This window comes from Amycolatopsis plumensis (assembly GCF_042652605.1).
GTDB lineage: Bacteria > Actinomycetota > Actinomycetes > Mycobacteriales > Pseudonocardiaceae > Amycolatopsis > Amycolatopsis plumensis.
Map to the genome: position 1 here is coordinate 8,104,307 of NZ_JBHSJY010000001.1, position 23,896 is coordinate 8,128,202.

Annotated in this window: 20 protein-coding genes and 2 pseudogenes; 14 read left to right on the forward strand and 8 right to left on the reverse strand. The window is 70.9% G+C overall.

The window, feature by feature from the left end; translation table 11 throughout:
* Nucleotides 1-6: 6 nt before the first annotated feature.
* Nucleotides 7-1,128, reverse strand: coding sequence for a M20 family metallopeptidase (locus tag ACFPLC_RS39180; protein ID WP_378202573.1), 1,122 nt, complete (start codon nt 1,126-1,128; stop codon nt 7-9).
* A complete protein-coding gene (locus tag ACFPLC_RS39185) occupies nt 1,125-2,612 on the reverse strand; it encodes an amidohydrolase family protein (RefSeq protein WP_378202571.1) in 1,488 nt (495 codons plus the stop codon). The genes ACFPLC_RS39180 and ACFPLC_RS39185 overlap by 4 nt, the downstream gene beginning before the upstream one ends.
* 295 nt (nt 2,613-2,907) lie before the next feature.
* Here ACFPLC_RS39185 and ACFPLC_RS39190 point away from each other — a divergent pair, with 295 nt between their 5' ends.
* Together ACFPLC_RS39190 and ACFPLC_RS39195 are read left to right on the forward strand one after the other, a co-directional pair.
* The gene (locus tag ACFPLC_RS39190) at nt 2,908-3,309 is read left to right on the forward strand and encodes a DUF6010 family protein (protein ID WP_378202568.1); all 402 of its coding nucleotides are present in this window, start codon (nt 2,908-2,910) and stop codon (nt 3,307-3,309) included.
* Nucleotides 3,306-3,506: a hypothetical protein gene (locus ACFPLC_RS39195; protein WP_191315394.1), complete on the forward strand. Its 201-nt coding sequence runs from the start codon at nt 3,306-3,308 to the stop codon at nt 3,504-3,506. The genes ACFPLC_RS39190 and ACFPLC_RS39195 overlap by 4 nt, the downstream gene beginning before the upstream one ends.
* A gap of 42 nt (nt 3,507-3,548) precedes the next feature.
* On the opposite strand, the gene ACFPLC_RS39200 is transcribed toward ACFPLC_RS39195, so the two are convergent.
* From ACFPLC_RS39200 to ACFPLC_RS39210, 3 genes are all read right to left on the reverse strand, one after another.
* Complete coding sequence (locus ACFPLC_RS39200) at nt 3,549-4,313, reverse strand: hypothetical protein (RefSeq protein WP_378236083.1); 765 nt, start codon at nt 4,311-4,313, stop codon at nt 3,549-3,551.
* 3 nt (nt 4,314-4,316) lie between these two features.
* Complete coding sequence (locus ACFPLC_RS39205) at nt 4,317-4,796, reverse strand: hypothetical protein (RefSeq protein ID WP_378202562.1); 480 nt, start codon at nt 4,794-4,796, stop codon at nt 4,317-4,319.
* Nucleotides 4,797-4,895: 99 nt separating this feature from the next.
* A complete protein-coding gene (locus tag ACFPLC_RS39210; protein ID WP_378202559.1) occupies nt 4,896-5,750 on the reverse strand; it encodes an NmrA family NAD(P)-binding protein in 855 nt (284 codons plus the stop codon).
* Between the two features lie 719 nt (nt 5,751-6,469).
* On the opposite strand from ACFPLC_RS39210, the gene ACFPLC_RS39215 reads away from it, so the two are divergent.
* Entirely contained in the window at nt 6,470-8,764 is a 2,295-nt protein-coding gene (locus ACFPLC_RS39215) for a PQQ-dependent sugar dehydrogenase (RefSeq protein ID WP_378202557.1), read from the forward strand.
* Nucleotides 8,765-8,795: 31 nt separating this feature from the next.
* Here ACFPLC_RS39215 and ACFPLC_RS39220 read toward each other — a convergent pair whose 3' ends face one another.
* A complete protein-coding gene (locus ACFPLC_RS39220) occupies nt 8,796-10,175 on the reverse strand; it encodes a sigma-70 family RNA polymerase sigma factor (protein WP_378236084.1) in 1,380 nt (459 codons plus the stop codon).
* 323 nt (nt 10,176-10,498) lie between these two features.
* Here ACFPLC_RS39220 and ACFPLC_RS39225 point away from each other — a divergent pair, with 323 nt between their 5' ends.
* From ACFPLC_RS39225 to ACFPLC_RS39235, 3 genes are all read left to right on the forward strand, one after another.
* A complete protein-coding gene (locus tag ACFPLC_RS39225) occupies nt 10,499-11,893 on the forward strand; it encodes an alpha/beta hydrolase domain-containing protein (protein ID WP_378202551.1) in 1,395 nt (464 codons plus the stop codon).
* Between the two features lie 165 nt (nt 11,894-12,058).
* Nucleotides 12,059-13,645, forward strand: a complete 1,587-nt coding sequence (fadD8, locus tag ACFPLC_RS39230) for a fatty-acid--CoA ligase FadD8 (RefSeq protein ID WP_378202548.1) — start codon at nt 12,059-12,061, stop codon at nt 13,643-13,645.
* A 124-nt stretch (nt 13,646-13,769) separates the two neighbouring features.
* Nucleotides 13,770-14,513 (forward strand): SDR family oxidoreductase, encoded by a 744-nt coding sequence (locus tag ACFPLC_RS39235; RefSeq protein ID WP_378202546.1) that lies wholly within the window; start codon nt 13,770-13,772, stop codon nt 14,511-14,513.
* Between the two features lie 4 nt (nt 14,514-14,517).
* Here the strand turns inward: ACFPLC_RS39235 and ACFPLC_RS39240 are convergent, their stop codons facing one another.
* On the reverse strand, nt 14,518-15,366 hold the full coding sequence (locus ACFPLC_RS39240; protein ID WP_378202543.1) for a peptidase associated/transthyretin-like domain-containing protein: 849 nt from the start codon (nt 15,364-15,366) through the stop codon (nt 14,518-14,520).
* Nucleotides 15,367-15,543: 177 nt separating this feature from the next.
* Here ACFPLC_RS39240 and ACFPLC_RS39245 point away from each other — a divergent pair, with 177 nt between their 5' ends.
* The 4 genes from ACFPLC_RS39245 to ACFPLC_RS39260 all read left to right on the forward strand — a co-directional run bounded on the left by ACFPLC_RS39245 (nt 15,544) and on the right by ACFPLC_RS39260 (nt 18,174).
* Complete coding sequence (locus tag ACFPLC_RS39245; protein ID WP_378202540.1) at nt 15,544-15,933, forward strand: nuclear transport factor 2 family protein; 390 nt, start codon at nt 15,544-15,546, stop codon at nt 15,931-15,933.
* 27 nt (nt 15,934-15,960) lie between these two features.
* Entirely contained in the window at nt 15,961-16,494 is a 534-nt protein-coding gene (locus tag ACFPLC_RS39250) for a PadR family transcriptional regulator (RefSeq protein ID WP_378202754.1), read from the forward strand.
* Between the two features lie 59 nt (nt 16,495-16,553).
* On the forward strand, nt 16,554-17,744 hold the full coding sequence (locus ACFPLC_RS39255) for a hypothetical protein (protein WP_378236085.1): 1,191 nt from the start codon (nt 16,554-16,556) through the stop codon (nt 17,742-17,744).
* A gap of 169 nt (nt 17,745-17,913) precedes the next feature.
* Complete coding sequence (locus tag ACFPLC_RS39260) at nt 17,914-18,174, forward strand: GlsB/YeaQ/YmgE family stress response membrane protein (RefSeq protein WP_364268218.1); 261 nt, start codon at nt 17,914-17,916, stop codon at nt 18,172-18,174.
* 36 nt (nt 18,175-18,210) lie between these two features.
* On the opposite strand, the gene ACFPLC_RS39265 is transcribed toward ACFPLC_RS39260, so the two are convergent.
* Nucleotides 18,211-19,317: a S1 family peptidase gene (locus tag ACFPLC_RS39265; RefSeq protein ID WP_378202533.1), complete on the reverse strand. Its 1,107-nt coding sequence runs from the start codon at nt 19,315-19,317 to the stop codon at nt 18,211-18,213.
* 626 nt (nt 19,318-19,943) lie between these two features.
* Here ACFPLC_RS39265 and ACFPLC_RS39270 point away from each other — a divergent pair.
* From ACFPLC_RS39270 to ACFPLC_RS39285, 4 genes and pseudogenes are all read left to right on the forward strand, one after another.
* Nucleotides 19,944-21,014: pseudogene (locus tag ACFPLC_RS39270) on the forward strand (IS110 family RNA-guided transposase); the annotation flags it as partial.
* A 771-nt stretch (nt 21,015-21,785) separates the two neighbouring features.
* Nucleotides 21,786-23,048, forward strand: a complete 1,263-nt coding sequence (ltrA, locus tag ACFPLC_RS39275) for a group II intron reverse transcriptase/maturase (RefSeq protein ID WP_378236086.1) — start codon at nt 21,786-21,788, stop codon at nt 23,046-23,048.
* A 129-nt stretch (nt 23,049-23,177) separates the two neighbouring features.
* Nucleotides 23,178-23,312, forward strand: a pseudogene (locus ACFPLC_RS39280) (IS110 family transposase); the annotation flags it as partial.
* A gap of 267 nt (nt 23,313-23,579) precedes the next feature.
* Nucleotides 23,580-23,861 (forward strand): hypothetical protein, encoded by a 282-nt coding sequence (locus ACFPLC_RS39285; protein WP_378201452.1) that lies wholly within the window; start codon nt 23,580-23,582, stop codon nt 23,859-23,861.
* Nucleotides 23,862-23,896 lie beyond the last annotated feature (35 nt).

Below are 23,896 nucleotides of genomic sequence, written 5' to 3' on the forward strand. Positions count from 1 at the left end.
CGCCGGTCACCGTTGTCCCGCACGGGATTCTCGGGGGGTGTTCGTCGGACCGGACGAAGTCCGCCGCGCCAGCACGGTTTCGGTGAGCGCGGCGAGCAGCGCGGTCCGCCGGGGCAGCTCCGCGACGACGACGTGTTCGTCGTCGGCGTGCGCTCCCCCGCCGACCGCGCCGAGGCCGTCGAGCGTCGGAATGCCCAGCCCCGCCGTGAAGTTGCCGTCCGAGGCGCCGCCGACCGCGGCCTCGGTGAGCGTCCCGGCCGCGAGTTCGTTCGCGAGCACGAACAGCTCCGAAGACGCTCCCGCGTCCAGCGGGGGGCGGTTGATGCCGCCGACGATGCGGATCCGGGCCTCTTCGTGCACCGGTGCGAGGCTTCGGATGGCACGGTCGACGCGTTCTTGTTCGGCCGCGTCCCACACCCGCACGTCGACGGCGACACTCGCCTTGGCGGGCACGGTGTTCGTCGTGGTCCCGGCCGTCAGCGCGGTCGGCACGACGGTGGTGCCCCGGTCCGCGTCGGCGAGCGCGGCGATCGCGAGGATCTGGTGGGCGACCTCGATCCCCGCGTTGACGCCCTTTTCCGGCTCGAGGCCGGCGTGCGCGGCGCGGCCTTCGACCTCGACGCGGTACAGGGAAACGCCTTTGCGGCGCGTCTTCAGCGCGCCGCCGTCGGCCGAGGCTTCGAGCACGAACACCGCGTCGCAGCTCTTGGCTTCCGCTTCGATCAAGGGGCAAGACAGCGGCGAGCCGATTTCCTCGTCACCGGTGATGAGGATCGAAAGACCGTCGCGGTCGGGCAGCGCCGCGGCGGCGTGCAGAGCCATCACGACCCCGGCCTTCATGTCGAAGCAGCCGGGTCCGCGCAGGATCCCGTCGCGGACTTCGCAGGGGTGCGTGCGCAGGGAACCCAGCGGCCACACGGTGTCGTGGTGGCCGAGCAGCAGGACCCGCGGCTCACCGTCGCCGAACCGCCAGCGCAGGTGCGTGCAGCCGTCGGTGACGATCCGTTCGGGCTCGGCGCCGAGCAGGCGGCCGCCGATCCCGGCGACGACCTCGGCGCTGCGCGCGACGGCTTCGTGGTCGGCCGAAGGCGACTCGCACCGGACGAGCCTCTCGATGTCGTCGATCACCGCGGCTCACCCCGCAGCGGCTTGCCGGGCAGCGCTTCGGTGTTCAGAGTTCCGTCGCTGACCACGGGAGTCCCGGAAACGTAGAGGTGCCGGACGCCCTGGGAGGGCCGGGTGGGATCGGCGTAGGTGGCGGTGTCGGTGACGCGGTCCGGGTCGAGGACGACGATGTCGGCGTCCGCTCCGGCACCGAGGTGGCCCTTACCGCGGGCGGCGGGCGCGACGTCGTCGAGGAGCCGTGACGGCAGGTACGAGCAGCGGCGGAACGCCTCGAGCCAGCTCCAGGCGTGCGTTTCGCGGACCATCAGGCGGAGGGTCTTGGCGAAGGTGCCCGCGGTGCGCGGGTGCGTCCGGCCGCCGGGTGGCAGCGGCCACTCCGTGCTTTCGCTGCGGCCGTCCGGCCAGGACACGGGCATCGCGTCACTGGCGACGACGGCGTCGGGGAAGGCGAGGGCCCGGTGCAGGAGCGCGCGCTCGCGGGGGTTGCCTTCGTCGAGGAACTCCAGCAGGCACGGCGCACCCGGGTCGTCGCGGCGCAGCTGACGCAGGCGGCCTTCGTCGCGCACGCGCTCCCCGGTCTCGAGGATGACCACACTGGACGGCCGGAGTCCCTTGAGCCGCAAGCGTTCCGGCTCGATGAACGCGGCGCCGACCGCGGTGCTGCCCGCGCCGTACGGGTAGGCCTCGACGGTGACGCGGGAGCCCGCGCGGCGAGCGTCGTCGAGGGTGGCGAGCACGCGGTCGATGTGGTGCCCGGAGGTGCTGTTGACGTGGCAGTGGTGCATCGCGGCGCCCGTCTCCCCGGCGGCGGCGACGATCTCTTCCGAGCCGTCGACCGGGATCGCGGGATCGACCTCGACCAGCTCGCGCACGTGGGTGTAGGTCGGCACCCCGGCCTTCGCGGCGAGGTGGGCGACGGCCAGGAACTCCGCGGGCGCGGACTGCGGCGCGTACCCCATGAGGACGCCGATGCCGAGGGCACCTGCGGTCAGCTCCGTGTCCAGAAGCGACAGCCAGGCGGCCAGCTCGGTGGGGGTGGAGGACCGTTGCCAGGCGGGGTTGCCCAGCACGGCCAGGCCGCTGTCGATGTTCGCGTCGGGCTCGATCCCGGCCAGCACCTGCGCCCGCGCTGCGCCCCAGGAGGCGGAGAAGCCGTAGTGCAGCGGCCGCCCGGCCGCGGCGGCTTCGGCGTAGGCCCGCTCGACGGGCATCAGGCCGGCTTCGAGGTCGAGCGCGGTGGTGACGCCGTCCATCGCCTGCAGCCGCTGCCCGGCGACGGAGTGCACGTGACTGTGCAGGTCGACGAACCCGGGCCCGACGACGAGCCCGCTGACGTCGACTTCGGTGGCTTCCGCCGTCAGGCCGGCGCCGACCGCTTCGATGGTGCCGCCGGAGAGGAGGACGTCGGCGACGCCGTCGAACCCGGTCCCCGGATCGACGACCCGGCCGCCCCGCAAGAGTGTCCGCACCCGCCGCCTCCTCGTCACCGCCCGATCGAGGTGACGTTAGGAGGATTTCCGCCGCCACCGTTCGTACCGGGCGACGAACTCCGGCGGCCCGATCCATCCGCGCGAACGAACCGACTGTCCGGGTACGCAAGCCGACCATCCGGGTACGCAAGCCGACCGGCCAGGCACGTCAGCCGACCGTCCGGGGCGGATGGAGGTCAGGAAGCGGGAGTGACGGGGCCAGCGCTCGACCGAATGTGCTGGCGACATCCCGGCGTTCCCTGACCATCGAGCCACTGGCCGCCCAGCCGCAAGCTTCCTAGCGTCGGACCTCGTGATCGAGATCCTGGCGCCGATCCTCATCGGCCTCGCCTACGTCATGCTCAATTCGCTGATCCCGGAGCCGCACCGGCAGCAGTTCAACGCCGTGATGGTGGGCGGCGCCGGCGCGGCCTACCTCTCCGGCGGCGCGCTCGGGCCGTGGGAGGTGGCGTTCTGCGCGGTGCTGACCTACGTCGCCTTCCGCGGGCTCGACTCGTGGACGTTCATCGGCCTCGGCTGGCTGCTGCACACCGGCTGGGACGTCGTCCACCACCTCAAGGGGCAGCCGATCCTGCCGTTCGCCCACGATTCGTCGTTCGGCTGCGCGATCTGCGACCCGGTCATCGCGATCTGGTGCTTCGCCGGCGGCCGGTCCGTGTGGGCGTGGCGGCGGGTGGGTAACCGGGTGGCATGAGCGCCGACGTCGAACGCGCCGCCCACGCCTACTGCCCCCGGTGCCACCCCGATCCACGGCCCGGGGACGTCATCAAGGCCCTGTGCGGCGCCAGCCACCCCTACTTCGGCCGCCGTGACCGGCCGGTCAACACCTGTCCCGCGTGCGTGACGCTGGCTTCGGCGAACGTCTACGCCTGCGGCCACCCGGGCGCCTGAAGGCCGCCCCGGAACACCCCCGGGGCGGCCGGTCGGCGAAGGTCACGCAGGCAGCGAGGACAGCGGCACCGCGAACACCGCACGGCCGCAGGTCTGGTTCTTCGCCGTGCAGTCGGCCGTCGACCACTCGGACTGCGACCACACGAGGCCGGTCGACCAGTCGTAGGTCAGCGCCTCCGGGTGGACCGCCCAGCAGGCCGTCGTCCCGGACGCGCAGGTCGCCGAACTGCTCTTCGCTGTCGTCTGGGACCAGAGCTGGCCGTTGATCGTCGCCGAGCTGTGGGCCACGTACCACTTGCCGTTGTTGGACAGCACGCCCTGCATGTTGCCCACCGAGCTGCGCACCGCCTCGGTCGCGGCCACCGTGCCCGACGACGCCGCCAGCAGGTAGTCCGTGCCCATCGGGTAGCGGTAGAGGCGGCCGTGGAGGCTCTGGTCGGAGAAGTACTCGGTCGTCACGACGCTGGCCGGGGTGGTGCTGCGGTCCAGCGACATCGAGGAGAAGCACGGCACCGCCGTGTCGGAACCCATGTCGCAGGTGCCGCCCGCGTAGCTGTAGTAGCCGATCTGCATCATCGCGTACTTGTAGGTGTAGGCGGCGTACCCGCCCGAGGTCTTGCCGATCGAGTTCGACGTCGTGTCGGTCATCTGCAGGATGTGCTTGGTGCTGAACACGCGGATGGCGGTCGAGGTGCTGCCTTCGGCCGTCACGTAGATCTTGTCGCCGTACCAGGCCATCCCGCCCATGTGGGCCTGCGCCGCGGAGAAGCTGGTGCCGGTGCTGTTCGGCACGGCCAGGTACATCATCCGCTACGACGGCTTGGCCGGGTCGTTGTAGTTGATCGCCTGGATCCGCGCGTCGTTGTAGCGGCCGAGCGCGTCGGTGCCGTGCCAGCCGGACAGGATGATCTTGTCGTCGCCCCACTTGCCGTCGTTGTCGGCGTCGCCGGAGGTCGTGATGCCCTGTGGGCTCCACGTCGTCGTCCCGGCGCGGTCGGCGTCCCAGCACATCGCCTTGGTGGCCACCGGCGCCTTGGGCAGCGAGGCCTTCTCCGCGGCGGTACAGCCGGTCATGTCGTAGCTGGTGTCGTTGACGACGGTGTTGAGGCTGACGTTCGGCAGCGCGCCGTCCAGCGCGGTGAGCGCGGCGGCCGGCGTGGCGTGCCACACCAGGTTCTGCTTGGTCGTCGTGGTCAGCGGGTCGCTGTAGGCGGCACTGGCCGTGCCGGGCAGCGCCAGTGCGCCGGCCGCCACGGCCAGCGCGAGCAGGATCACTTTCGGAGTTCGCATGGGGAGGAGTACGCCAGTGGGCAATCCAAAATCCGTACACCGGCCTTGTACGCCCCTTGTATCCTCGGCCGTCCTTTGTGGATCCTGCTCGCGCCGGGCTCAGCGCCGGAGCGCCTCGGCCAGCACCGCCCGCAGCGGCGTCGCCGGGCGCCCGAGCAGGGTTTCGAGAGCGGACCCCGTCGTGGCGAACTCGCCGCGCCGGGCCGCGCGGAACATCCCCAGCAGCAACTCCGCCCGCGCCGCCGGCACCCCGTGCCCGGCCAGCCCGGCCACCCACTCGTCGTCGGCAACCACCACCCGCCGGACGGGCCGCCCGGCCACCTCGGTCAGCAGGGCGGCGACGTCCTCGAGGTCCAGCGCCACCGGCGCGGTCAGCGGCGGCGTGGGTCCGTCGAACCGGCCCTCCTCCGCGAGGATGACGGCCGCGGCTTCGGCGAGATCGGCGTGCGCGGTCCAGGACACCGGCCCGTCGGCCGGGGCGGCCAGCTCGCCGGTCTCGAGCGCCCCACCCAGCAGTAGTGGAACGGTGCTCGCGTAGAACCCGTTGCGCAGAGCGGTGAACGGCGCCCCTTCCAGCCGGCGCTCGGTCGCGGCGTGGTCGACCATGGGCGCGAACAGCGAATCGGCGGCCGCACCCTGGTGACTGGTGTAGAGAACGCGCTTCACCCCCGCTTCCCGCGCGGCCTCGATCGCCGAGACGTGGTGGGCAACGGCGGCCTCACCGGTCTCATCCGTCGAAACGACGAGCACCTGCACCGCCCCCTCGAACGCCTCGGCGAGCGAACCCGGATCAGCGAAGTCCCCACGCCGGACCCGGACGCCTCTGGCGGCAAGCCCGGCGGCGCGGCCGGGCTCCCGCACGCTGACCCCGACCTCGGCCGCCGGAACCCGCTCGAGCAGCCGATCGACGATCCGCGAGCCGAGCTGCCCGCTTCCGCCGGTGATGACGATCATGACGTAACCCTCTCTGCATGTTTACACTGATACTACCGAGGTTAGCATCAGTGATACCAGGTGTGGGTTACCACTGGAATCCGGTAGGTCCCCTCGTCAAGGAGCTGGGTGGTCATCCCGTCGCCTGAGGCCGTCAAATCACTTTGAGCCGGGCCCGCAACCAACAGGTCAACGCGAGGGGACAGCGCAAGCTTGCGGGCCCGGCTCAAAGTGATAGGCCTCGTTCAGGCGACGGGATGACCACCCTGCGGCCCATCTCGGGAAGGTGAGGGGACAGCGGGGAGGAGGGTCATCCCGGAGCCTGCCCGTCCGGCGAGGACAGTCTTTTTCTTTTCTGCCGCGGCAGAGCGGGTCCGACCTCCCCCACCCCTCCGGTAGGAGTTTCAGCCGCCGGACGGGTTCGTCAAGGCGGGAAAGCGTGCCTTGACAAACCCGCCCGTCGACTGAAGAGAAGGCAGGGATGAGGGGCGGGGGAGGTCTGGTGACGTCGTTGGTCCGGTTGCGCTCCCGGCCGCCGGTTTGCGAGTGGCCTGTGGTCGCCCTTCGCTGCCGGCAGCCGGTTCAAGATCGCTGCGCGGGCCACGGGTAACTCGTTGACCTCTAACGGGATTGAGCTGTTCGTGCATCTTTCTCGCTTCGGCGTAACAACTTTCGGACGCTGCGCGCCATAACGGACGGCGTTCGCGCCAGTCCGGTCCCCGCCGCACGAGGAGTTCGTGATGGGTTCACGTCGTTTTTCGTTCCTGCGAAGATCAAGAAGTGCGCTGGCGGCAGGGGTGATCGTGCCCCTCGCCGTGGCCGTCGCCGCCGCGCCGGCCGCCGTTGGTGCCGTGCCCGCCGGGTTCACCGATACCGTGGCCATCGGTGGCCTCAGCTCGCCGACCGCCGCCGCGTTCGCTCCGGACGGGCGGGTGTTCGTCGCGGAGAAGAGCGGCCTGGTCAAGGTGTTCGACAATCTGGCGGATCCGACCGCGACCGTGTTCGCCGACCTGCGCACGCCGACCCAGGACTTCTGGGACCGTGGCCTGCTCGGCCTCGCCGTCGACCCCGCCTTCCCCACCCGGCCCTACGTCTACGTCTCCTACACCCTCGACGCCGAACCCGGCGGCACCGCCCCGCGCTGGGGCGACACCTGCCCGACACCGCCGGGCGCGACCGACGCCGGCTGTGTCGTGACCGGCCGCGTCTCCCGGCTCACGATGGGGTCGGGCGGGACGGCGGTGAGCGAGAAACCGCTGGTCACTGGGTGGTGCCAGCAGTACCCGAGCCATTCGGTCGGTGCACTGGCCTTCGGCCCGGACGGCGCCCTCTACGCGGGTGGCGGCGATGGCGCCAGCTTCAACTTCGCCGACTACGGCCAGGTCGGCAACCCCTGCGCCGACCCGCCCTCGCCCGCCGGGACGAACCTCAGCCCGCCGTCGGCCGAAGGCGGGGCGCTGCGCTCGCAGTCCCCGCGGCGCGCGGCCGGGCAGCCGGTGCTGCTCAACGGGACGCTGCTGCGGATCGATCCCGACACCGGCGACGGCCTGCCCGGAAACCCCTTCGCGAGCAGCACCGACGCCAACGCCCGGCGCGTCATCGCCTACGGCTCCCGCAACCAGTTTCGGTTCGGGTTCCGGCCGGGCACGAGCGAGCTGTGGGCCGGTGACGTCGGCTGGAACACCTGGGAAGAGATCAACCGCGTCGGGAACGCCGGCGACGCCGTGGCGGAGAACTTCGGCTGGCCCTGCTTCGAAGGCACCGCCCGGCAGGCCGGCTACGACGGTGCGAACCTCGACCGCTGCGAATCGCTGTACTCGGCAGGCGGCCAGACCGTGCCGTACTACGCCTACAACCACAACGCCAAGGTCGTCGCGACCGACCCGTGTCCCACCGGCGGCTCCTCGATCAGCGGGATCGCCTTCGAATCCGGCAGCAACTACCCGGCCGAATACGCCGGCGCGCTGTTCTTCGCCGATTCCTCGCGCGGCTGCATCTGGGCGATGCAGACCGTCTCCGGCCAGCCCAGCCCGACCAAGCTCGTGCCCTTCGTGACCGGCGTCAGCACGCCGGTGCAGGTGCTCAACGGCCCCGGCGGCGACCTGTTCTACGTCGCGCTCGGCTCCGGCGAACTGCGCCGGGTGAGCTACGCGGGCGGCACCAACCGGCCGCCGGTCGCCGCGGCCACCGCGACGCCGTCCAGCGGGGCGGCGCCGCTGGACGTCCAGTTCGACGGCACCGGCTCCACCGATCCGGACGCCGGCGACACGCTGTCGTACGCGTGGGACCTCGACGCGGACGGCGCCTACGACGACTCCACGGCCCCGCGCCCGACCTGGACCTACACCACCGCGGCGGCGGTCGACGCCGGACTGCGGGTGACCGACTCCCACGGGGCCTCCGCGACCACGACGGTCCGGGTGACCGTCGGGACGCCGGCCGGGCTCGACCCGGTGCCGGTCATCGACACCCCGGCCCCCACGCTGAACTGGTCGGTCGGCCAGACGGTGCCGTTCTCCGGCCGCGCCGTCGACGCGCAGGACGGCGAGCTGCCGCCGTCGGCGCTGTCCTGGCGGCTGGCCATCCGGCACTGCGCGGCCAACGGCACCTGCCACACCCACAACGTCCAGGACTTCCCGGGCGTCGCTGCGGGGTCGTTCGTGGCGCCGGACCACGAATACCCGTCGTACCTGCAGCTGACCCTGACCGCGACGGACTCGACCGGCCGCACCGGGTCGAAGACGATCGATCTCCAGCCGAAGACGGTGACGCTGAACTTCACCTCGAGCCCGAGCCAGGCGATGCTCACCGTCGGCGGGACCCAGCAGCGGACACCGTTCTCCCGGACGGTGATCGCCGGATCGGTCAACTCGATCAGCGCGGACAGCCCGCAGAACCTGCCCCCGCTGAACATGAAGTACGCCTTCACCAGCTGGGCGCACGGCGGGGCCCGGACGCAGAACGTGGTCGCGCCGCAGGCGGGGGCGACCTACCAGGCGAACTACCGGCTCTGCTGGCTGCTGCAGCCCTGCTGAGCAGGAGGACCCGGCGCCGCGCGGCGCCGGGTCACTCTCCCGGGTTCGCCGTCTTCTCGGCCTTCTTCGACTCCTTCGCGGATTCCTTCGCCGCCTTGGACGACTCCTTGGCCGCCTGCTTGGACGACTTCGCGGCGGGGTCGTTCCCGAGGCCGTTGCCGTTGTTGCCGTTCCCGTTGTTGCCGTTGCCGTTGCCGTTGTTCCCGCTGGTCCCGATGCCGTTGTTGCCGTTCCCGTTTCCGGCACCCGTGACGGACGGACGGCCGGAGGCGGCGGCCCCCGGCGACTCGCCCGCGGGCTGCACACCCGTCGGTTCCACACCCGCGGCACCGGGCGAGGACGTCCCCGCCGCGTCCGAGGACGGCACGACACCGCCCGGCGGGATCCCGGCGCGGGAGCCGGCCTGCGGGCCGGTGCCCACGGGCTGGGTCGTCGTGCCGTCGCCGCCGGACAGGGGCGGCGGGGCGTCACCGGCCGTGCTCGCGCCGATCGTCACCGTCGTGACCAGCGCCGCGCCCGCGGCAGCCACCTTCGCCGCGGTGGCCCACGACAAGGCGGACGCGCCGGTGCCGGTGGCCCCCGCGGCGGCTCCGGAGGTGGCGAGCGAGCCGGTGCCGGACAGCCACTGCGAGACGATCGGGATGCCCAGGATGAGCGGGGCCACCGTGGCGGGCAGTTCCTGGTTGAGCTGCCGGAGCCCGTCGGCCAGTTCCCGGCAGTCCGGGCAGCGTTCGAGGTGGGCGGCGACCCGGTGGGCCTTGTGGTCGGAGATGCCGTCGCGCACGAACTTGGCCAGCTGGCCGGAGATGGTCTTGCAGGTGCGCCGCCGCGCTTCGGGCACGTGCTGGTCCAGGTAAGCCTGGCGCAGCCCCTCCCGGGCCCGGTAGGCCAGCGCGGCTACTCCGTTCGGGGTCATCCCGAGGTCCTCGGCGATCTTCGCGGGCGACTCGCCGTCGATCTCGGTCCGCCACAGCACCGTGCGCCACCGCTCGGGGAGGCTCGCGAACGCGTCCGCGGCGACCGTGGCGTGCAACCGGGCGCCGACCGGCTCGTCACTCCCCGCACCCGGCAGGACGTCCGGCACGTCCGCCACCAGTGACACGGCCGAGTCACGCCGGCGCCAGCTGATCATCGTGTTCCGGATGGTCGTCAGCAGGTACGGCCGGAAATCCTCGTCCGGGCCCTCGCCGTTGCGCAGAATCCGCAGTACGCGGGTGAAGCCCTCGGCGATCAGGTCGTCCCGTTCCGCCCCGTCGGCCGCGATCGCGGCCGCCACCCGGCGGGCGGCGGGGAGGTGCCGGTCGTAGAGCTCGCCGTACGCCGCGATGTCGCCACCGCGGACTGCCGCGATCAAGGCCGCGTCGCTCGGGACTTCCGTCGTCCCGGCCACCGCCGGCGCCACTTCGGTCACCACTCCCCCTCGCCGTGCGGATGCACGTGCAGAACGTCCCGAGATAGTCGCGCAACGAGTGACTCCTGCGCAAGGTTGCGGCGCCGAAAACACTTTCTGTGAATTCGCTTTCCGGCGAGTGGCGGGGCCGTGGACTTGTCACATCCCTGAGCGATCCCGGGTGGGATCCCCCCGGTTCGCGGACCGGGCGTTGCCCCCGGCCATTACCGGCGGGTAAAGACAACGACGGTGACCGGGCCGGTCACCACCTCAGTGTCCGATGTGGACGGTACGGGGAGCCTGGAGCCGCTTCGCGGGCCGTCGACCGCCAGAAGGGTTTATCCATGCGCAGAGCCCTGCTCGTGCTGCTGACCGTGCTCCTGCCCCTTATCCTGACGACCGGGACCGCCCAGGCCGCGCCGTCCGCCGCCGCCCCCACCGTCGCGGCGGTGCCCGCGGACGCCGGGCGGGGCTGGCCGGTCAGCGGCGCCCAAGGCGTCCTGGACCTCGCCGCCCGCGGGTACGTCGAGGAGGAATACCTGCTGTCCGGCCAGGCCGACACGTTCGACCAGGTCGGGCTGTGGACCGAAGACGGCCGGTGGGCCACCCGCGTGGCCACCACCGGCAACCCGTACACCACCCGGATGGTCGTGGTGCGACCGCGCGACGCCGCCCGGTTCAACGGCACGGTCGTGGTCGAATGGCTCAACGTCAGTTTCGGCGTCGACATCCCCGTGGACTTCTCGCAGTCCTACGAGCACTTCATACGCGAGGGCTACGCCTACGTCGGCGTGACGACCCAGAAAGCCGGTGCCGACAAGCTCAAGAGCCTCGACCCCGCCCGATACGCCGCGGTGAACCTCAGCGGTGACGCCCTCTCCTACGACGTCTTTTCGCAGGCCGCGCAGGCGGTCCGGGCGAACCCGCAGCTCCTGGGCGGCCGGACGCCGACCGTGGTGCTGGGCACCGGGCACTCGCAGTCGGCACTGCGGCTGACCACCTACGCGAACGCGATCCAGCCGGTGCGGCGCAGCTACGACGGCTTCATGATCCACGGCCGGGCGGCGCTCGCGGCGCCGATCGGCGACGGGCCGCTGTCGGCGAAGATCCGCACCGACCTCGGCGTCCCGGTGTTCGTGCTGCAGTCGGAGACCGACGTCATCGCCTCCGCCTCGGTCCGCCAGAACACCGCGCAGGTGCGGACCTGGGAGGTCGCCGGCACCGCGCACGCCGACCAGTACGGCCTGAACCTGTACAACGCGGCCAACGCGCGGGACAAGTCGATCAACGACGGCGCCCCGACGACCTGCGACAAGCCGGTCAACAGCATGACGTTCCGGTATGCGGAAAACGCGGCGTTCCGCTACCTCGACCGCTGGGCGCGCGGCGGCGCGGCCCCGCCCACGGCGGCGCCGATTTCGATGCTGCTCAACCTCATCATCCTGCGCGACGGCGACCAGAACGCCCTCGGCGGCGTCCGGCTGCCCGATCTCGACGTCCCGGTGGCGTCCTACTCGCCGAACAACAGCGGCGGCAACGTGCCGGGCGCGTGCCTGCTGCTGGGCACGACCACGCCGCTGACGCCCGACCGGATCCGGCAGCTGTACCCGGACCACGCCACGTACGTCGCGAAGTTCACCGCGGCGGCGGACCGGGCCCTACGGTCGGGCTACCTGCTGCAGCCCGACCGCGACGAAGCCGTGGCCAGGGCGGAGGCGGCGCCGGTGCCGGTGCCGTAACCGTCCACAAAGGATTCCGGCGGGTCCGGCCAGGCGGCCGGGCCCGCTGGAACCCGTTCCACCCGTCTCCGCAGCTGACAAACCGGCGGCCATCCGCGTATGGTGTCGAAAACAGTAACATGTTCTAGTTTGGCTGTGCCGAGTTGACTGCGCGAAGGGGCCGGGATGGACGAACAGGCGATGCGGTATCCGAACCACCTGGGCCACCTGGTCGTCTCCGCCCTGAAACGCCACCGGGACAAGCCGGTCATGGTGCTGGGCGAGACCACGATGACCGGGGGCCGGACCGCCGAGCAGGTCAGCCAGTACGCCCAGGCCTTCGAGGCGCTCGGGGCCGGCACGGGCGCACCGGTCGCGCTGCTGTCGCTGAACCGGCCGGAAGTCCTGCTCATCATCGCCGCCGGCCAGCTGCAGGGCTCGCGGCGCACGGCACTGCACCCGCTCGGGTCGCTCGACGACCACGCCTACATCCTCGCCGACGCCGGCATCACCACGCTGATCATCGACCCGGTGCCCGCCTTCGTCGACCGCGCGCTCGGCCTGCTCGAGAAGGTCCCCGGCCTGACCCAGGTGCTCACCATCGGGCCGGTGCCGGAACCGCTGGCCCACGTCGGCAAGGACCTGACCGCGGCCGCCGCGACCTTCGAACCGCAGCCGCTCGTGCCCGCCGTGCTCCCGCCCGACCAGGTCGTCTCGATCACCTACACCGGCGGGACCACCGGCAAGCCCAAGGGCGTCATGGGCACCGCGCAGGCGATGACCACGATGACGCAGATCCAGCTGGCCGAGTGGGAGTGGCCCGAGGCGCCGAAGTTCCTGATCTGCACCCCGCTTTCGCACGCCGGCGCGGCGTTCTTCGCCCCGACGCTGCTCAAGGGCGGCTCCCTGATCGTGGTGCCGAAGTTCGACCCCGCCGAAACCCTGCGGATCATCGAAGAGCAGCGGATCACCGCGACCATGCTCGTGCCCACGATGCTCTACGCGCTGATGGACCACCCCGACTCGCGCACGCGCGACCTGTCTTCGCTGCAGACGGTGTACTACGGGGCCGCGTCGATCAACCCGGTGCGGCTGCGCGAGGCTATCGACCGGTTCGGCCCGATCTTCGCGCAGTACTACGGCCAGTCCGAGGCCCCGATGGCGATCAGCTACCTCGCCAAGGGTGACCACGACGACGCGCGGCTGGCCTCCTGCGGGCGTCCGTCGGCCTTCCTGCGCACGGCGCTGCTCGGCCCGGACGGCGAACCGGTGGCCCCGGGCGAGCCGGGCGAGATCTGCGTGGCCGGCCCGCTGCTCGCCGGCGGGTACTGGAACCTGCCGGAGATCACCGCCGAGACCTTCCGCGACGGCTGGCTGCACACCGGCGACGTCGCCCGCGAGGACGAGGACGGCTTCTGGTTCATCGTCGACCGGGTCAAGGACATGATCGTCACGGGCGGGTTCAACGTGTTCCCCCGCGAGGTCGAGGACGTCGTCGCCGAGCACCCGGCCGTCGCCCAGGTCGGCGTGATCGGCACCCCCGACGAGAAGTGGGGCGAGGCGGTGACGGCGGTCGTGGTCCTGCGCCGGGACGCCGACCACGACCTCGAGCGCCTCACGGCCGAGATCCAGGCGGCGGTGCGGGAGCGCAAGGGCCCGGTGCACGTGCCCAAGCAGGTGATCGTCGCCGAGTCCCTGCCGATGACGGGGCTGGGCAAGCCGGACAAGAAGGCGTTGCGCGCCCAGTACGAGCCACGGCGAGCGGCCGTATAGGTCATTTGATCCGCACCGGTCCTCCGTTCGAGCGACGCCCCCTGCGTCGTCACGAACCGGCGAGCAGTCTCGTCCCCGGGATGTGCGCCGCCACCGGGCGGCGCCGGACGGAGGGAACGGACCCATGAAGGTCGTCGTGATCGGCGGGACCGGCTTGATCGGCAGGAACCTGGTGACCTGGCTGGCCGGGCACGGCCACGAGGCGGTGCCCGCGGCGCCGAGCACCGGCGTGGACACGATCACCGGCGAAGGGCTGAAGGAGGTGCTGCAGGGGGCCGAGGTCGTGGTGGACGTGTCGAACTCGCCGTCGTTCGCCGACGACGACGTGATGGCCTTCTTCCGCACCTCGACCGGCAACCTGGTCGACGCGGCGAAGGAGGCGGGTGCCGGCCACTACGTCGCCCTGTCGGTGGTGGGCACGGACCGGCAGCCGGACGTCGGGTACTTCCGGGCCAAGGTCGCCCAGGAGGAGCTGATCGCCGGGTCGGGGCTGCCGTTTTCGATCGTGCGCGCCACCCAGTTCTTCGAGTTCGCCGCCGGGATCGCGGACGGCTCGACCACCGACGGCGTCGTGCGGCTGCCCGGTGCCGGCGTGCAGCCGATGGCGGCCGCGGAAGTGTCCGCCGCGGTGGGCCGGGCCGCCGCCGGGGCGCCCAGCGGCGGTGTCAGCGAGATCGCCGGGCCGGAGGTCTTCGGACTGGACGAGTGGGTGCGGACCGTGCTGACCGCGCGCTCCGATCCGCGGCAGGTGGTCACCGACCCGCGGGCGCCGTACTTCGGTGCGGTGCCGGGGCCGGAAGACCTGCTGCCGGGACCGGGCGCGCGGCTCGCGGAGACCACGCTCGCCGAGTGGCTCGCCCGGGCGTGAGGGGTTACGCGCCGTCGTGGTCCGGGTCGGCGTTGAGCACGATGCAGCCCACGTAGCCGTCGCGGGCCCGGGTCACCTTCAGCAGCATGCTCGGCTGGTAGATCGAGTCGTCGTCGTTGAAGGTGTCCCGGCCGGTGCGCTGGGCGTACGGCTGGGTGGCCAGCACCTGCGCGTTCAGCGTTTCGTCGAACATCAGCTGCGTGGTGAGCGTCTTCTCGTTGCCGACGTGCACCATCACGTGGACGTGGACGGTCCGGCCGCGGTACCAGCCGGGCCAGATCGTGGTGAACTCGACGACCCCGCGCTGGTTGGTGACCTGGGCGCCGCGCAGGTACCGCTTGTCGTCGGTGGGGACGAGGTCGGCGTCCCCACCGCCGCCGGGCGGCGGCGAGCCGGTGGGCGGGGTCCCGGTGGGCGGCGGGCCGGTCGGCGGGGTTCCGCCGCCACCGCCGGAGGCCGCCTCCGCGCCGGAGTACAGGCCGCCCGCGTCGCAGTGCCAGATCTCGACCACCGCGTGCGGGATCGGCCGGCACGTCTCGCTGTCCTGCACCTGCAGGGCGAGCCGCAGCTGCACGCCCTGCTTGTCCTCGCGGATGTCACTGCGGATCTTATCGGCGTCGAAGTAGTAGGGCCCCTGCGTGGTGGACGCGGTAAGGGTGCACGTCCGCGCGCCGGTGAACAGGGCGGTGAGGTCCGCGTCGGTGACCGCCTGCAGGGCGACCGTCTCCCCGGTCGACGTCGTGACGGCGCTCTTGCCCGCGCACGCCGTGACGAGCGCACCCAGCCCGACCGAGCTCACGCCGGCCAGCAGCCGGCGCCGGCTGACGCGCTGTCCCTCGTGATCGTTTCCCATGCCTGTCCCTTCGTGGTGGGTAATGGCCGGTTGACTTCCGCCTGACCCGGCCTTGGGCCAGCGTGGCGAGCGCGGCTGTGGCAGGCCTGTGCTGAAGCTGTGCGTCGCCGATCGGTCACCGAAGGCAAGCGGGTATGCTCGACTGAGTAGTCAACAAATTGAGTAGGTGAGGTGGCCATGACCAGCTTTCGCAAGGCCGTCGAGGCACGCGATCCCGACGCCATGGCCGCGACGCTGGCGGAGAACGTCGTGTTCCGCAGCCCGGTCGCGTTCAAGCCGTACCCCGGCAAGGCCATCACCGCCGCGATCCTGCGTGGCGTGCTGCGCGTGTTCGAGGACTTCCGGTACGTGCGCGAGCTGACCGGCGGCGAAGGCCGGGACCACGCGCTCGTCTTCGAAGCGCGGATCGGCAACGTGCGGGTCGAGGGCTGCGACTTCCTGCACCTCGACGAGGCCGGCCTGATCGACGAGTTCACGGTGATGGTCCGGCCGCTGTCGGCGGCGCAGGCCCTCGCGGAGGCGATGGCGGCGCAGTTCGACCGGATCCAGCGTGAGGCAGTCAACTAGTTGAGCAAGGCGCTGCGCAACGCGCTGATGGCGGCGCTGCTCGAAGGCGAGGCGTCGGGCTACGACCTGGCGAAGGGTTTCGACGCCTCGGTGGCGAACTTCTGGGCGGCCACCCCACAGCAGCTCTACCGGGAACTCGACCGCATGGCGGCCGACGGCCTGGTGCGGGCCCGGGTGGTCCACCAGGAGCGCCGCCCGGACAAGCGGCTGTTCTCGCTGACCGAAGCCGGGCGCCGGACGCTGCACGAGTTCACCGCGCGCCCGCCCCGGCCGGGCGTGATCCGCGACGAGCTGTTGGTGCAGGTGCAGGCCGTGGACGTCGGCGACGCAGCGGCGGTCCGGCGCGCGCTGGTGGAGCGGCTGGCCCGCGCGGAAGCCAAGATCGCCGGCTACGAACGGCTCCGCGCGCGGCTCCTGGACGGCCGCTTCGAAGACGACTACCTCGCCGAAGCCGAGCGGATCGGCCCGTACCTGACGCTGATGCGGGGCCTGTCGTTCGAGCGGGAGAACCTGCGGTGGTGCGAGCAGTCGCTGAAGGTGCTCGACCGGCGGACGGGCTGAGCTGTCCGATGTGGACCGGTTGTACGGCTCTTGTACGAGCGCGGCCCACCATGGCTCCCATGTCACTGCACCGTCTCGCCCAGGCCGCGCTGGCCGCCGGCGTGCTCGCGGGCCTGGCCGCCGCCCCGGCGGCCGCCGCCGCGGCCGCGCCGTCGACCCTGCCCGCCGACCAATACACCCTGACCGCCAACTACAACCAGTTCGACGCGGTGAACAGCGCCCTGGTCTCGACGCTGGGCACCGCGGCCGTCCACACCGTGATGGAGAACGCCAACCACGACCGCACCGCGCTGCCGTCGTCGTTCTCCGTCGCCGGGCTCTCGACCGGGTTCCGGTTCGACAGCGGCGACAACTCCGACTGCGCCAGCTACCCGCAGGGCATCACCACCAGCCGCGACGCCGTCGGGACGGCGAACGGCGGCAACTACGACGGGCACCAGGTCGTCGCGGTCAGCTGGTACACCAAGGACGGCTGCGACGGCGACCAGTCCCGCAGCCGGATCACCCTGGTCGACTGGGACGCCGACTACCCGAACGCCTACCGCAAGATCCTCCTGGTCGAGCCGACCGGGACCGCGGCGGCGCCGGACTTCAAGGACATCCCGATCCACGCCGGCGGCATGTCCTGGTACGGCGACTACCTCTACGTCGCCGACACCGGCAAGGGCATGCGCGTGTTCGACATGCGCAAGATCCTCAAGACGAACACCGGCGGGACCGCCGACCAGGTCGGCCACCAGAGCGGCAGCACGTACTACGCCCACAACTACGCCTACGTCCTGCCGCAGGTCGGCACGATCGCCTCGAAGACGACGTCGGGAACCAACCTCGCGTGGTCGTCGATCTCGCTCGACCGCGTCAGCAAGTCGATCGTGATGACCGAGTACACCTGCTCCTCCGGCTGCACCGACTACCCGAACCGCGCGCCGCGGGCGATCCGCTACCCGTTCGCCTCGACCGGCACCTTCGCCGCGACGACGACGGCGAGCCAGGCGCTGCAGCTTCCCTGGTACAAGCTCAACGGTGTGGCCTCGCACAACGGCCGCTGGTGGTTCCAGTCGTCGGGTTCGAAGCAGCTCTACTACTGGAAGCCCTCGGCCGCCTCGCAGACCTTCTCCTGGGTGAGCAGCGGCGAAAGCATTTCCTACTGGGAGGACGACACCGCCGCCGACCTGCTGTGGTCGCTGCAGGAAGGCGCGGGCAACCGCAACGTCTTCGCGGTCACCCAGGCCACCTACGGCGGCGGCTGAGCCGGCCCGATCGCGAAAGGCCCGTCCGGGACACTCCGGGCGGGCCTTGTGCCGGACTCGTTCGCCGACCGGATGAGATCCGGATCACGTCGGCGTGGCTCGGCGCGCTCCCGGGGCCGGTGCCTGCCATCCTGTGCCGTCAAGAGGTAGCGGACGAGAGGACAACCCCGTGGGCATCATCGCCTGGATCGTGCTGGGTCTCATCGCCGGGTTGATCGCGAAAGCCCTCATGCCGGGCAAGGACCCGGGCGGCTGCATCATCACGATCCTGCTGGGCATCGCGGGCGCGTTCGTTGGCGGCTGGGTGGGCAAGACGCTGTTCCACACCCAGCTCGGCACGTTCTTCGACCTGCGGACCTGGGGCCTGGCCATCCTGGGCGCGCTGATCATCCTGGCCGGCTACCGGCTGATCTTCCACCGCCGCGACTGACCGTCCGGCCGGGGCGGTGCCCCGGCCGGACCAGGTTCAGTTCAGGCTGACTCCGTACGCGCTCAGCGCCTCGCCGACCGGCTGGAAGTACGAGCTGCTGCTGCCCTTGCCGGAGGTGATGCCCAGGCCGACGCTGCCGGCGAACAGGCAGCCGCCGGAGTCGCCGGGGTTGACCAGCGCGCTGGTCTGGATCAGCTGGGACACCGAGCCTTCGGCGTAGTTCACGGTCACGTTCGTGCGCTGCACCGACCCCGAGGTGAGGTGGGTGGTGCTGCCGCTCTTGCTGATCCGCTGCCCGACGGTCGCGGTGCCGGCCGAGCTGATCCGCTGGGTGGAGCCGTTCCACAGGGTGACGGCGCCGGGCGCGCTGCCGGTGGTGTTGAGGATGAGCCCGTAGTCGTTGCCCGGGAAGCTCGAACCCTGCGACGGGCCGACGTTCCACTGCGACACCGCGCGGGTGCAGTGGCCGGCGTCGATGAGGTAGTTCTGGCCGCCGCGGTTGGTGTTGAAGCCCGCCGAGCAGCGGGTACCGCCGCCGGTGATGGCTTCGCCGTTGTAGATCGCGGTGTGCATCTCGCCCGCAACCCGTTCCACGCGGACCCGGTCGCCGAGCGCCCCGGCCGCCTTCAGCAGGGCTTCGGTCCCCTTGGCCGCGTCGGCCACGGTCAGCACGACCTGGTTGGCCTGCGGGTCGAGCCCGATCGAGGTGTGCGCCACCGCGGGCAGCGCCTGCAGGGCGTCCTGCGCGCTCGCCAGCGCGGCGCTGGAGTGCTTGACCAGCCGCGCCTGCGCGCCGGCCCGCTCGACCTGGTCGGCGGCGGCCTGGTCCAGGACGTTGACGACGGGTTTCGCGGCGGCGTCGAGGTAGCCGTCGGCGGCGCGGGCCCCGAGGGACGCGGTGACGCGCTGCAGGGTGTCGACGCTGGCCGCCTGGGTCCGCAGCAGGGCGACGGCGGCGGATTCGCTGATCCCGGCTTCGGCTCGGAGGGAAGCGACGGCTTCCTGCTGCACGGTGGCGGAGTAGCCGTCGATGGTGGCGGCGGTCGCGGAGACCGGGCTGAAGAACCCGATGGCCGCGGCAGCGGCCACGACGGTGGTGGCGGAGCGGGCGAGGAGGTGGTGTCCCGGGGACGTTCTGCGCATGCCGGTAACTCACTTTCGCGGTCGCGGGCGAAGCCGGCGCGAGGGGTGGCCGTGCCGGCACCGGTGATCCGGTCGGTCGAGGGTGGGCCCGGGCCCGGGTGGGGCGGTAGCGACTTTCGTCGGACGGGACAAAAGATAGGTACCGGGCAATTCGCCCAGCGGCGGTTTGCGCAGAGCAACCGGACAGCGGGGCGGTTTCGGCCGAGCGGCACTGCTTCGGCCGCACGAGAGGTCGCCTTCGCACCTGACAGGCTGATTCGCCCGGCCGAGTCTGTTCCGAGCGCGGCTCATCCCCTGCTGGCGACCAGGCGGCCGATTCTTCTCTGCTGGAACCGTTCTCCCGCAACGAAAGCAGCCTTCCCCGCGGCTCGTCGAATCCGCTCGGGCCCGCCCCCCCCGTTACCTTTTTCCTGGCTCCCGACCAGGGAGTTGTGGTCACCAGGTCCGGCATGACTAGCGCCCCCAGTCGAACCCATGATCCGGGGGGTGGTGTCACCGGGCCTGGTGGCATCGAGGGACCGCTGAATAGGGACACGGCCACCGCCAGGTAGGTCTCGTCGTAACGTGGGTGCCGGCACTCGATGCCCAACCGGTGACCACGTCGCGGCGAACGAACGGCAAGGTGGATGAGCAGCACTTTCAGCGTGTTTCTCGGCCTGGACGTCGGCAAAGACAACCACCACGCCGTCGGCCTGGACCCCGACGGCAACCGGCTGCACGACGCCCCGCTGCCCAACACCGAACCCAAACTGCGAGCCCTGCTCGACAAGCTCGCCGCGCACGGACCACTGCTGGTCGTGGTGGACCAACCGGCCACGATCGGCGCGTTGCCGGTCGCGGTCGCCCGCGCCGCCGGGCACCAGGTCGCCTACCTGCCCGGCCTGGCGATGCGCCGCATCGCCGACCTCTACCCCGGCCGCGCCAAAACCGATGCCCGGGACGCGTTCGTCATCGCCGACGCCGCCCGCTCCCTGCCCCACACCCTGCGCCCCGTGGATGTCGGCGACGAGGCGCTGGCCGAACTGGAGGTGCTGGTCGGGTTCGACGACGACCTGGCCGGCGAAGCCACCCGCACCAGCAACCGCATCCGCGGCCTGCTCACCGGCATCCACCCAGCCCTCGAACACGCCATCGGACCACGGATCAACCACCCGGCGGTGCTGGAAATCCTCTCCCGCTGCGGAGGCCCGGCCGGCATCGCCAAGGCCGGCCGCCGCAAACTCACCGCGATCGCCAAGGCTCACGCGCCGCGCATCAGCGACAAGCTGGTCGAGGCGATCATGACCGCCCTCGGCGAGCAGACCGTCACCGTCCCGGGAACCGCCGCCGCGGACACCGTCCTCCCGCGGCTCGCGGACAGCTTGAAAACCGTGCTGCAGCAGCGGAAACAGGTGGCTGAGCAGGTCGAGGGGATACTTGATGCCCACCCTCTTGCCGGGGTCCTGACCTCGATGCCCGGCATCGGCGTCAGGACCGCAGCCCGCATCCTGCTCGAAGTCGGCGACGCCTCCAACTTCGCCAGCTCCGGACATCTCGCGGCCTACGCCGGCATTGCCCCGGTCACCCACAGCTCCGGCACGTCGATCAAGGGCGAGCATCCCGCTCGGACCGGCAACCGCCAGCTCAAACGCGCGTTCTTCCTGGCCGCGTTCGCGGCGCTGTCCGACCCGGTCAGCCGGGCCTACTACGACCGCAAAGTGCGCCACGAGGCGCTTGATGTTCGAGTGGAGGTGAGAGACCTTCGCCGCCCGGCCGTCGCAGCGGCCGGGTTGAAGCTGGGAGCAGCCCGATCCGGGGAACGCCGGGGAGGGTGGGAAGCAGCTCCGACAACGTCGGGACGCGCCAGCACTGCCAGATGGTGCGGGTCCGGCTAGCGAGGCCAGAGGGTACAGCGCAAGCAAACCAGTGGTTGACGCCCCGTAAGCGTCGTACCGGCTCCAACCTGGCGGATGCGGGCCGGGATGCAGTGCGCGGTTCCTGTTTTGCGAGGGAATCGACTCCGAAGCCATGTTTCCCAAGTGGCGAGGAGGCCACGCTGACAGTCTGCGGCGTAGGCGTGGCGATGCTGCCGGGGTAGAGCTGGGTGCCTGCCTGGCCGATCGAACACCGAGTGAACGTGGGAACCGCCCTCGCTCGCCCTCCCCGCTGGGCAGCCAGCCCGGCGGCGGGCAGGTCCGTTGCCGACCGATGGGCGTGGGGCGGGACGGAGGTCTCGTAGTACTCCGAGCCGGGGAAAGCCCGGCACATGGGGAAGGAGACCAGCAAGTCAGCAAGGAGGATGCTGGAATGCCGGGAGGCCACGGGTGAACACCCGCGATCCGGAATCGGTCCTGTATTGGGCTGAGCGCCGGGTACTGGAGATCCAGACCAAACTGCACCGATGGGCGACCGACGATCCTCAGCGTCGGTTCGACGATCTGTTCAACCTCGTCACCGACCCTGCTTTCCTTTTGGTGGCATGGGATCGAGTGCGGAGCAACAAGGGGTCGCGCACGGCCGGAGTGGACGGCAAGACCGTCCACTACATCGAAGCCGCTACTGGGGTCGAGGAGTTCCTCGACCAGCTTCGCTGCCAGCTCAAGCAGCGCAGCTTCCGCCCGGTTCCGGTCCGGGAACGGATGATCCCGAAGGCGAACGGCAAGATGCGCCGCCTGGGCATCCCGACCACGGCCGACAGGGTGGTCCAAGCGGCCCTGAAGCTGGTGTTGGAACCGATTTTCGAGGCGGATTTCCACCCGTGTTCCTACGGGTTCCGCCCCGGACGAGGGGCGCAGGACGCGATCGCCGAGACATGGTTCCTGGCCAAACACTCCTACGAGTGGGTGGTCGAGGGCGATATCGAGGCATGCTTCGACATGATCGACCACACGGCCCTGATGGACCGGGTGCGCCGTCGTGTCGGAGACAAACGCGTGCTGGGCCTGGTGAAGGCGTTCCTGAAGGCTGGCATCTTCAATCAAGACCGGCAGTTCAGGAACACCGAGACCGGCACTCCGCAGGGAGGCATCCTCTCGCCGCTGCTGGCCAACATCGCCCTGTCGGTCCTGGACGAGTACTTCGCCCAGGTCGAGGGCGGCCCGGCCACCCGCGAGTGGGAACGCCAGAAACGACGGCGGCGGGGCCAGGCCAACTACCGGCTGATCCGGTATGCGGATGACTTCCTGGTCATGGTGTCCGGCGACCGCGAGCACGCCGAACAAGCGCGTGACGTGGTGGCGGCGGTCCTGGCGCCGATGGGCCTGCGTCTGTCGGAAGCCAAGACGATGATCACCCACATCGACGAGGGCCTCGACTTCCTCGGCTGGCGCATCCAGCGCCACCGCAAGCGAGGCACTGACAGGCAGTACATCTACACCTATCCGGCCAAGAAAGCCCTCAAGGCCGTCATGGCCAAGGTCAAGATGATCTGCCGGCAGAACAACAACGAGCCCTTGGCGGCCCTGCTGCGCCGGCTCAACCCGGTGCTGCGGGGCTGGGCCACTTACTTCCGGGCCGGGGTGTCCGCCTCGACATTTCAGTACCTGTCCAAGTACGCCTGGGAACGGGTAATGGGATGGATCAGGCGCAAACACCGCAAGATCACCTGGAAGGAACTTCGACGCCGCTTCTGCGGCGGCGAATGGTGGCCCACCGACGGTCAGTCCTACCTCTTCGACCCCGGCCGGATGCGGATCATCCGCTACCGCTACCGGGGCACGAAGATCCCGACACCGTGGACCGCCACGAGCTGAGGACCACCGGCTACCCGGCCGGGACTTGTGGAGAGCCCGGTGCTCAGCAATGGGCACGCCGGGTTCGGCGGGCGGCCCGAGGAAACGGACCAGTCGAAAGACCGGCACCGCGCCTCGGGCCGACCCAACCGAGCCGAGGGCAAGAAGCACAACGCTGCGCTGATCTGCCTGGCCCGCCGCCGCTGCGACGTCCTCTACGCCATGCTCCGCAACGGCACCCACTACCGCCATCCCGAATCAGCTCCAGCCCCTGCTGCGGCTTGACAGCCCCATAGGGACACCCCCCCCGGCTCCAGCGTATCGGCGCCCACCGACAAAAACCGCAGGCCGCCGCGCTGCTCCGGCGTCGGAGTGGTTCCCCCGCCGCCGGCCGGTGCGGGGCGTACCGTTCGAAGTACGGGCATGGCGTGCTCTCCTCCCCCTCGGAGCGCGCCGTGTCCGCCAGCGGAGATGTTGGTACACAGTCGTTCTTGAGCTCATGTGAACGAGAATCGGCTGTTCGCCCGAAGGTGTTCGCCGCTTTGCGTGTCTATGCTGGACCGCGGCCAGACTTTCGGTTCCGGGAAGACGCGCGACATGAACGACCAGCGGCAGGTGCTCGTCCGGGCGGAGTCCCGGCACGTCGTGTTCCCCGGCGACGACGGCGGCCCTGAGACACTCACCTACCCGGGCGTCACGCTCACGCGCGTCATCGCCGGCATCCCGGAGGAAGGCACCTGGCTGCCGATGGGCGACCGCCCCAGCGAAGTCGACGACGAAGCCCTCATCGAAGCCCTGCGCGCGGCGTTCCTCTGGCGGACCGGACTCCCGTAACACCCCGGCCGGAAGTGTATCGGCCGAAATCCCGG